Origin of the sequence: Micromonospora sp. NPDC047753 (assembly GCF_040642735.1) — a bacterium.
GTDB lineage: Bacteria > Actinomycetota > Actinomycetes > Mycobacteriales > Micromonosporaceae > Micromonospora.
Genome location: NZ_JBEYSL010000300.1, coordinates 1 through 8,374, shown reverse-complemented (window position 1 = coordinate 8,374; position 8,374 = coordinate 1). Strand labels below are relative to the sequence as shown.

Annotated in this window: 8 protein-coding genes; 5 read left to right on the top strand and 3 right to left on the bottom strand. The window is 71.9% G+C overall.

Annotation, left to right across the window (positions count from 1 at the left end; translation table 11 throughout):
* On the bottom strand, positions 1-737 hold a 737-nt coding region (locus tag ABZ749_RS22955; RefSeq protein WP_357230889.1), incomplete at its 3' end, for an LD-carboxypeptidase.
* 396 nt (positions 738-1,133) lie between these two features.
* Between ABZ749_RS22955 and ABZ749_RS22950 the strand changes: the two genes are divergently transcribed.
* Positions 1,134-1,520 carry a DUF2267 domain-containing protein gene (locus tag ABZ749_RS22950; RefSeq protein WP_357230886.1) on the top strand — a complete coding sequence of 129 codons (387 nt, stop codon included), beginning with the start codon at positions 1,134-1,136 and terminating at the stop codon, positions 1,518-1,520.
* Positions 1,521-1,554: 34 nt separating this feature from the next.
* On the opposite strand, the gene ABZ749_RS22945 is transcribed toward ABZ749_RS22950, so the two are convergent.
* Entirely contained in the window at positions 1,555-3,033 is a 1,479-nt protein-coding gene (locus tag ABZ749_RS22945; RefSeq protein ID WP_357230883.1) for a glutamate--cysteine ligase, read from the bottom strand.
* A gap of 153 nt (positions 3,034-3,186) precedes the next feature.
* On the opposite strand from ABZ749_RS22945, the gene ABZ749_RS22940 reads away from it, so the two are divergent.
* Complete coding sequence (locus ABZ749_RS22940) at positions 3,187-3,525, top strand: DUF3817 domain-containing protein (RefSeq protein WP_355008027.1); 339 nt, start codon at positions 3,187-3,189, stop codon at positions 3,523-3,525.
* A 65-nt stretch (positions 3,526-3,590) separates the two neighbouring features.
* Here the strand turns inward: ABZ749_RS22940 and ABZ749_RS22935 are convergent, their stop codons facing one another.
* Entirely contained in the window at positions 3,591-4,139 is a 549-nt protein-coding gene (locus ABZ749_RS22935) for a hypothetical protein (protein ID WP_357230880.1), read from the bottom strand.
* 142 nt (positions 4,140-4,281) lie between these two features.
* On the opposite strand from ABZ749_RS22935, the gene ABZ749_RS22930 reads away from it, so the two are divergent.
* The 3 genes from ABZ749_RS22930 to ABZ749_RS22920 are packed head-to-tail and all read left to right on the top strand — an operon-like array spanning position 4,282 to position 8,291.
* The gene (locus tag ABZ749_RS22930) at positions 4,282-5,406 is read left to right on the top strand and encodes a Vms1/Ankzf1 family peptidyl-tRNA hydrolase (protein ID WP_357230877.1); all 1,125 of its coding nucleotides are present in this window, start codon (positions 4,282-4,284) and stop codon (positions 5,404-5,406) included.
* The gene (locus tag ABZ749_RS22925; protein WP_357230874.1) at positions 5,399-7,153 is read left to right on the top strand and encodes a thiamine pyrophosphate-binding protein; all 1,755 of its coding nucleotides are present in this window, start codon (positions 5,399-5,401) and stop codon (positions 7,151-7,153) included. The genes ABZ749_RS22930 and ABZ749_RS22925 overlap by 8 nt, the downstream gene beginning before the upstream one ends.
* A gap of 49 nt (positions 7,154-7,202) precedes the next feature.
* Positions 7,203-8,291 (top strand): iron-containing redox enzyme family protein, encoded by a 1,089-nt coding sequence (locus ABZ749_RS22920; RefSeq protein ID WP_357230870.1) that lies wholly within the window; start codon positions 7,203-7,205, stop codon positions 8,289-8,291.
* The last annotated feature ends 83 nt before the right edge of the window (positions 8,292-8,374 follow it).

Genomic DNA, 8,374 nt, shown 5'->3' with positions numbered 1-8,374 from the left:
GGATCCTCGTCCACGTCCTCGAAGAAGAGGATCGCGCCGTCGAACTTCGGAGAGTCCTCCGCACCGAGCGAGGTGGAGATCAGCGTCAGGCAACCGCCGAGCAGCGGGCCTGACGCCCGCCCCGGCACCACGACGGAAGCGGCTGTCTCGGCCGGGTCCCGGGTGATGGTGACCGGTGCGGTGGTCATCACCGCCCTGCGGAGGGCCTCGGCCGACTCGGGGCCGGTGCGGGCGTCACTCCAGTTGACCATGGGACCGTAGAAGGTGACCAGGCCCGTCTCCCGCCAGAGCTTGCCGTGGATGCTGGTGATGTCGCTGAAGCCGACGACCACCCGAGGGTCGCGGCGCAGAACGGACACGTCGATCTGGTCGACGATCCGCTGCGTGCCGTAACCACCGCGCGCGGCGAACACGGCCCGGATGCCCGGGTCGGTGAGCGCGGCGTTTAGGTCGGCCAGCCGCTGCGCGTCGGTGCCGGCCAGATAGCCGTACTTGGTGAATACGTGCCTGCCCAGCTCGACCTCCAGGCCCCAGCTGCGCAGAATCTCGATGCCGCGAGCCATGTTCGTGGGGTCGGGCGTGCTGCCGGGCGAGACCACCCGGACCCGGTCACCGGGTGCCAGCGCCGGTGCCCGCACGACGCGCTTCGCACCGACCGGCGCGGCCTGCGCGGACGCGGCCTGCGCCGAGCCGATGAGCACCGCGCCACCGGCCGCCGCCGCTCCCATCCGCAGCATGTTCCGACGAGACAGGGGCACTCCGGGCCCTTCGATCGTGGCTGGGTCTGTTCCAGAAGTGGCCACCGGCGTCCCCTCATCGTGATCAGACGATGTGTGCGAGCTGCCACAGCCTATGACAGCCATCGATCGGCGTGGGGGTCCACAAGGGACAATGCGCGTTCAAGCGAACTCGCGGTGCCACTGCACCACCGGGCGGGTCTCCGACACGGCCCGGCCCTGGCTCAGCTGCAATGCGCAGTGGCGTGACTGGCATGTTTTGTGAGGCCCCGCCCGCCGATGGCGGGGAGTCCGGATCCGCCGGTGACCCCGTTTGTCGCCGGGGAGCCGGGGAACTCGCCCCGTTCGTCAACAGGCACGCCTGACGGCATGCCGACGAGACCGAAGGAGCGGGGCATGGAGTACGAGCAGATGATCGCCACGGTACGACAGCGCGCGGGCCTCGGTGAGAACGAGGCCGTACGGTCCATACAGGCCGTCCTGTCGGTGCTCGGTGAACGGCTCGCCGGACAGGAGGCGGACAACCTGGCGGCACAGCTACCGGAACGGCTCAACGGGTCCGTCACCCGCAACCCGCAGGGCCGCCGGTGGGACGTCGGCGAGTTCCTCAAGAACGTCGGGGATCGCGAGCAGGTCGCGAACGCGGACCAGGTGCGTCAGCACGCCCAGGCGGTGCTGCGTACCGTCGCCGAGGCGCTCAACGACGACGAGCGAAACGACCTGCTCGCCCAGCTTCCCGGCGGCATCATCGACCTCTTCGGTGTGCCCACCCCGCGAGGCTGAGCCCCGCGCCGATCGGGCCACCCGTCCGGTGTGCTCACGGGATCGGCCACTCGTGCACCGGTCGGTTGCTGTGCATCAGGTCGACGTAGTGCCTGACCACCTCGCGCAGCGCCTCCGGCCGGTCCAGGTGGTCGGTCGACTCCAACCGGTGCAGCGTCTCCACCTGCCAGGTCGCGCCGTTGCGGCCAGTCAGGCAGCGCTGCTCGATGACGCCGAGCAACCGGTCACGCTCGGCCGGGTCGAGGCCCCACCGGTCCAGACCGTGGTGCGCCATCGGCAGCAACCGGCGCAACACCAACTCGCTGACGGGCAGGTAACCGAGACCGGGCCAGAAGACCTGCGCGTCGATGCCGTGCCGGGCGCAGCTGGTGAAGTTCTCCTCGGCGGCGCTGAACGACATCTGCGACCACAGTGGCCGGTCCGACTCGGCCAGGGCGCGCACCAACCCGAAGTAGAAGGCGCCGTTGGCGATGGTGTCCAGCACGGTCGGGCCGGCGGGCAGCACCCGATTCTCCACCCGCAGGTGCGGCCGGCCCCGCGACACGTCGTACACCGGGCGGTTCCACCGGTACACGGTGCCGTTGTGCAGGCGCAGCTCGGCCAGATTGGGCACCTCACCGGCCGCGAGGGCCTGCGCCGGGTCCTCCGGGTCGCAGACCGGCAGGAGCGCCGGGAAGTAGCGCACGTTCTCCTCGAACAGGTCGAACACGCTGGTGATCCAGCGCTCGCCGAACCAGACCCGGGGGCGTACCCCCTGGGCTTTGATCTCCTCCGACCGGGTGTCGGTGGCCTGCTGGAACAGCGGGATGCGGGTCTCGCGCCACAGCTCCCGGCCGAAGAACAGCGGCGAGTTCGCGCCGACCGCGACCTGGATGCCAGCCACCGCCTGGGCGGCGTTCCAGTAGTCGGCGAACTGGGCGGGACTGACCTGGAGATGGAACTGGGTGCTGGTGCAGGCCGCCTCCGGGGTGATCGTGTCGGCGGTGACCACCAACCGTTCCACCCCGCTGATGGCGATCGGCAGATCCTCACCGCGGGCCGCGAAGATCTGCTCGTTGAGCAACTTGTAGCGGGGGTTGGCCGACAGCGTCTCGGCGGTCAGGTGCTCGGGGCGCAGCGTCGGCAGAATGCCGATCATGACCATGTGCGCGCCGATCGCCCGGGCCTTCACCTCGGCGGCGTTGAGGCTGGCCCGCACGTACTCCTCGAAGTCGGCGGTGCCGGTGCCGGTCAGCCGGCGCGGCGGCACGTTGATCTCGACGTTGAACTGGCCCAGCTCGGTCTGGAAGCTCTCGTCGGCGATGGCCGCCAGCACGTCGGCGTTGCGCATCGTCGGATCCGACGTCTCGTCGACCAGGTTCAGCTCGATCTCCACGCCGGTCATCGGCCGGTCGAGGTCGAAGCGCGACTCGCGCAGCATCTCGGCGAAGACATCCAGGCAGCGGCGGACCTTGTCGCGGTATCGGGCTCGATCCTCTCGACTGAAGGTTCGTACGCCGACGTCCTCGCCCATGGTCACCACCCCGTCACCGCTGGTCCCCCTAACCTCGCACGTTGTCGGCGGGCGGGGGAAGACCCGAGGACCCTTTCCTACCCAACTGCCAGCCCTGTTAGCCCAGCCAGAGCGGACCGATAGCATTGCGCCCCGAGAGGTGGTGGCGTGCGGATGCGCGAGAAGGTGACCCGGCTGTTCGTCGCGGCGGCGATCGCCGAGGCCTGCTCCTGGCTGGCCCTGCTGGTCGGCATGCTGGTCAAGTACGGTCCGCCGGACAACGAGCTGGGCGTCAAGATCTTTGGGCCGATCCACGGCGGCCTGTTCGTCGCGTACGTCCTGCTGGTGCTGGCAGTGGCCCGACTGCACCGGTGGAGCCTGCTGGCCACGGCGGTGGCCCTGGCCAGCGCGGTGCCGCCGTTCGCCACACTGGTCTTCGAGCGCTGGGCCCGCCGCCGGGGCATGCTCGGCGTCGACCGGCAACCGGCCCGCGAGCCCGCCCCGGTCGGCTGAGCCGCCGAACCGCCCGCGCACCCCACTGAACCGACCCGCCGACCCGTCGACCCGCCGGGGGTCGGTCAGGTCAGCGCGGAGCAGGCCGCCATGCCGGCCAGCAGCAGCGTGCCCAGGAACGCCTGCAACAGCAGTGGCGGCCCGAGGTGCGACCAGAGCGTCGCCGTACGCGGGGTCAGTAACTGCCCGGTGGTGAGGTTGACGATCCGCTCGATCCGGGGCGGCAACTCCGGGTCGCGTTGCGGGCGCAGGGTGAGCTGCACCTGGTCGGCCGGGTGCAGGGCGCTCTGCGGCAGGTGCCCGTGCAGCTCCACCTCGCAGAGCTGACCGGCGGTGTTGCGGAGCCGCACCGGCGTGACCAGGTATTCCGGGCCCTGCTTCAGCTCCTTCCAGCGACGACGGGTGCCACCACCGCCGAACGAGAAGAGCGAGCGCAGCAGCAGCGCGGGCAGCCGGGCGAAGGCCGCCGCGGCGAGCACCGCCACCAGTACCGGCTGACCGACGCGTACCTCACGGGTGTAGCCGTCGAGCAGGCGGATCAACCGCCCGGTGACGATTCGTTCCGTCGGGTGCACGATCCGTCGCGTGTCGAGTCCGCTGTCCATTTCCACCACCGAGAGTCCGCATGTGTTCACAGATCGTATCGACGTCCTCGGTTGAACGACGTGAATGAAACCTGGTCACGGGCTCACGGCCGCGAGGTGACATCCCCCGCGACCCGGGTAAGCGGGGGGCCGAGCTGGAAAGGGGTCGAGCATGCAGCTGTCCTTCCTGCGCCCGCTCTACGACCGTCCCGGGCCGTGGTGCTCGGTGTATCTGGACGCCTCCGCGGACACGGAGGACGCCAAACCCGCACTGGATCTGCGCTGGCGTGCCCTGGAACGCAGCCTGGCCGAACAGGGGGCGGACGAGGCGAACATCGCCGCGCTGGACCGGGTGGTCCGAGGTCACGATCCGATGGTCGGGGACTACGGCCTGGCGGTCTTCGCCAGTCACGGCCAGGTGGTGCTCTCCGAGTACCTGTCCGCGCCGCCACTGCGGGACCTGGCCCACGTCGGCCCGTTGCCGCACGTGATGCCGCTGCTCGCGCAACGCGGCGAGCAGGTGGCCTGGGTACGTGTGGTCGCCGACCGGCTCGGCGCCGACGCGATGGCGGTCAGCGCCGGCGGGGTGCCCCGACGAGCGCACGTCGCCGGCCGGGACGAGTATCCGCTGCGGCGGGCGAAGCCCGGCGGCTGGTCCCAGTCGCGCTACCAGCGGGCGGCCATGGAGGCGTGGCACCAGAACGCCGGCGACGTCACCGCGGCCACCGTGCAGCTGGCCGACCGGGTCGGCGCGGACGTGGTGGTGGTCGCCGGTGACGTCCGGGCCACCGGAATGATCGCCGCTCAGATGCCGGAACGCTGGCAGGACCTGGTGGTCCGCACCGATGCCGGTTCGCGGGCCGGCGGCGCCGACCAGACGATGCTGGACGACCTCACGGTGCAGACCATCGCGGAGATCGCCGACCAGCGGATCAGCGCCGCGCTGGACAAGTTCGGCGTGCAGGAGGACGTGGGCGGCGGGCTCGACGCGGTCGTCTCGGCCCTGCAACGCAACCAGGTCGACATGATGATCATCGTGGACGACCCGTCGGCCAACGGTGAGTTGTGGATCGGCGCGGAACCCACCGAGATCGCCGTCGACCCGGGGCAGCTGGCCGCCATGTCGGTGGCCGACCCGCAGCGGGTACGCGCCGACGCGGCGCTGGTCCGGGCGCTCGTCGGCACCGACGCGGCTCTGACCGTGCTCGGCGCCGACGAGGCGCCCGACCTCACCGACGGCGTCGGCGCGGTACTGCGCTACGTCGACCCCAGCACACCGGGGCGCGGCAATGGTTGACCGAACGGTTGCGGACGTCGTGGTGGAGCGACTGCTGGCCTGGCGGGTACCCCGCGCCTTCGGGTACCCGGGCGAGGCGATCGCTCCACTGGTCGACGCGCTGGACCGCACCGGCGGCGAGCCGGCATTCATCCCGGCCCGGCACGAGGAGACCGCCTCGTTCATGGCCACCGGCCACGCCAAGTTCACCGGCGGCATCGGGGTCTGCCTCGCCACTCAGGGCCCCAGCGCCGTCCAGCTGCTCAACGGCCTCTACGACGCCAAGCTGGACAGCAAACCGGTGGTGGCCATCGTCGGGGAGGACATCTCCGGGCCGCTCGGCGGCGCGCACCAGGAGATCGGGCTGAGCCGGCTCTTCGGTGACGTGTGCAACCAGTTCGTCCGGTACGGCCGCAGCCCCGACGAGGTGGGGGCCCTGCTGGACCAGGCGTTCCGGACGGCGGCGGCGACCCGCAGCCCGACGTGCGTGGTGCTGCCCCGACAGTTGCAGGAGGCGCTGGTACCCGACCTCCAGTCGTACAGCGCCGGGGTGATCACGGCGACCCCCGGCGAGCCGCTGGCCCGGGTCCTGCCGCACGAGGCGGACCTGGACGCCGCCGCGCAGCTGCTCGGCGGCGGTCAGCGGACCGCGATCCTGGTGGGCCAGGGTGGTCGGGACGCCGCTGCCGAGATCATCGAGATCGCCGACCGGCTGGGCGCCGGGGTGGCCACCTCGCTGCTCGGCAAGCCGGTGCTCGACGAGCGGTTGCCGTTCCACACCGGGGTGCTCGGCGAGGTCGGCACCCCGGCGGCGGCCGAGCTGATGGGTGGTTGCGACACGCTGCTGATGGTCGGCACCAACGACCCGTGGACCGACTACTTCCCGATGCCCGAGCAGGCGCGTACGGTGCAGATCGACATCGACGGCCGCCGGATCGGCACCCGGTACCCGGCCGACGTTCCGCTGGTCGGCGATGCCGCCGAGACGCTCCGGGCGCTGCTGAGCCGGTTGCGTGGCCGGTCCGAACAGCAGTGGCGCGCCACAGTGGAAAGTTCGGTGGACCGCTGGCGGGAGGTCGCGACCGAGCGGGCCGCCGCCGCCGCGGACCCGGTCAATCCGCAGCTCGTCCTGCAGGAGTTGTCCGCCCGGATGCCCGGCACCGCCGCGGTCGCCGTCGACGTCGGCTCGGTCCTCTACTGGTACGCCCGCCACCTCACCCTGCCACCGGGGGTCAACGCGCAGCTGTGCGGAACCCTCGGCTCGATGGGCTGCGCGCTGCCGTACGCGGTGGCGGCCAAGCTCGCCGCGCCCGACCAACCGGTGGTCGCGCTGGTGGGTGACGGGGCGATGCAGCTCAACGGGCTCGCCGAACTGATCACCGTCTCGCACCTCTGGCAGCAGTGGCGCGACCCGCGACTGGTCGTGCTGGTGCTCAACAACCGGGACCAGAACGGCATGGGTGGCGGGCGACAACCGTCGTCCGACCCCACCCACCGCCGCCCCGACGTGCCGTACGCCGGGTGGGCCCGGCTGCTGGGGCTGCACGGGGTGCGGGTGGACCGCCCGGAGCTGGTCGGCGCGGCCTGGGACGAGGCCCTCGCCGCGGACCGACCCTGCGTACTGGAGGCGGTCGTCGACCCGGCGGTGTCACTGGCACCGCCGGAGCCCGCCTTCGCCGACCTGCGCGGCCTGTACGCCGAGGGCGCTCCGGCCCGGAAGGTCCGTGAGCAGGTCGAGGTCACCGCGAGTGCGGACGATCTCGTTTAGCCACCCCGGACCAGGGCATGAGTAGCGGCCCGATGACGCTGGAGGTCCCATGTCCGAGCCCGCCGACCGCCGCTACGGTCCCGCGACAGTGCCGAGGGCACGTGGCCCGCTCTCCGCAGCGGTAGTGGAGGCTCTGCGGCACCCGCCGCACGACCTGCCGGCCGATCTCGGCGTCGACCTCCACCCGGCGGACCCCATCACCGACGAGGATCTGCAGCTGACGCTGTTCCTCTGCTACGAGCTGCACTACCGGGGCTGGCTCGGGGTGGACGAGTCGTGGGAGTGGCAGCCGACGCTGCTGGCGCTGCGTGGCCGCTGCGAACGGGTCTTCGAGGCGGCGCTGCGTCGGCTTGTCGGCACGCCGTCGGTGCCCGCCGCCGGGGTGGCGGCCGGCCTGGCCGAGGTGGTCGCCGCCGACGATGGTCCGGCGTTGGCCGCGACGCTGCAACGTCGCGCCGACCTCACCCAGTTCCGCGAGTTCGTCGCCCACCGCTCTGTCTACCACCTGCGGGAGGCGGACCCGCACAGCTGGGCGCTGCCCCGCCTCGGTGGCCCGGCCAAGGCCGCGCTCGTGGAGATCCAGACCGACGAGTACGGCAACGGGCGGCTGGACCGGATGCACGCCGAGCTGTTCCGGAGCACCCTCGACCGGCTGGGCCTGGACACGGCCTACGGCGCGCACATCGACGTGGCGCCGGCGGTGACGTTGGCGACCAACAACCTGATGTCGCTGTTCGGGCTGCACCGGCGGTTGCGCGGCGCGCTGCTCGGGCACCTGGCCGCGTTCGAGATGACCTCCTCGCTGCCCAACCGTCGCTACGGCAACGGGTTGCGCCGGCTCGGCTTCGACGAGGTGGCCACCCGCTTCTACGACGAGCACGTCGAGGCCGACGCGGTGCACGAGCAGATCGCCGCGCACGACATGTGCGGCGGACTGGTCCGCGTCGAGCCGGCCCTCGCCCGCGACGTGCTGTTCGGCGCGGCGGCCGGGCTCGCTGTGGACCGGCTGTTCGCCGGGCACCTGCTGGACAGCTGGGCCGCGGGCCGCAGCTCGCTGCGCGCACCGGCCCCGCCGGCCGTGCCGCCCACGGTCTCGCTCGTAGCGTCGCCCGAGGTGGCCCCGCCCGCGTTCGTCTGATCCGAGGGGCGTGCCGCCCCGGGTGGGGGCGTGCCGCCCCGGGTGGGGGCGGCTTCGTACGCACCCGGGGCGCACGCGGCACC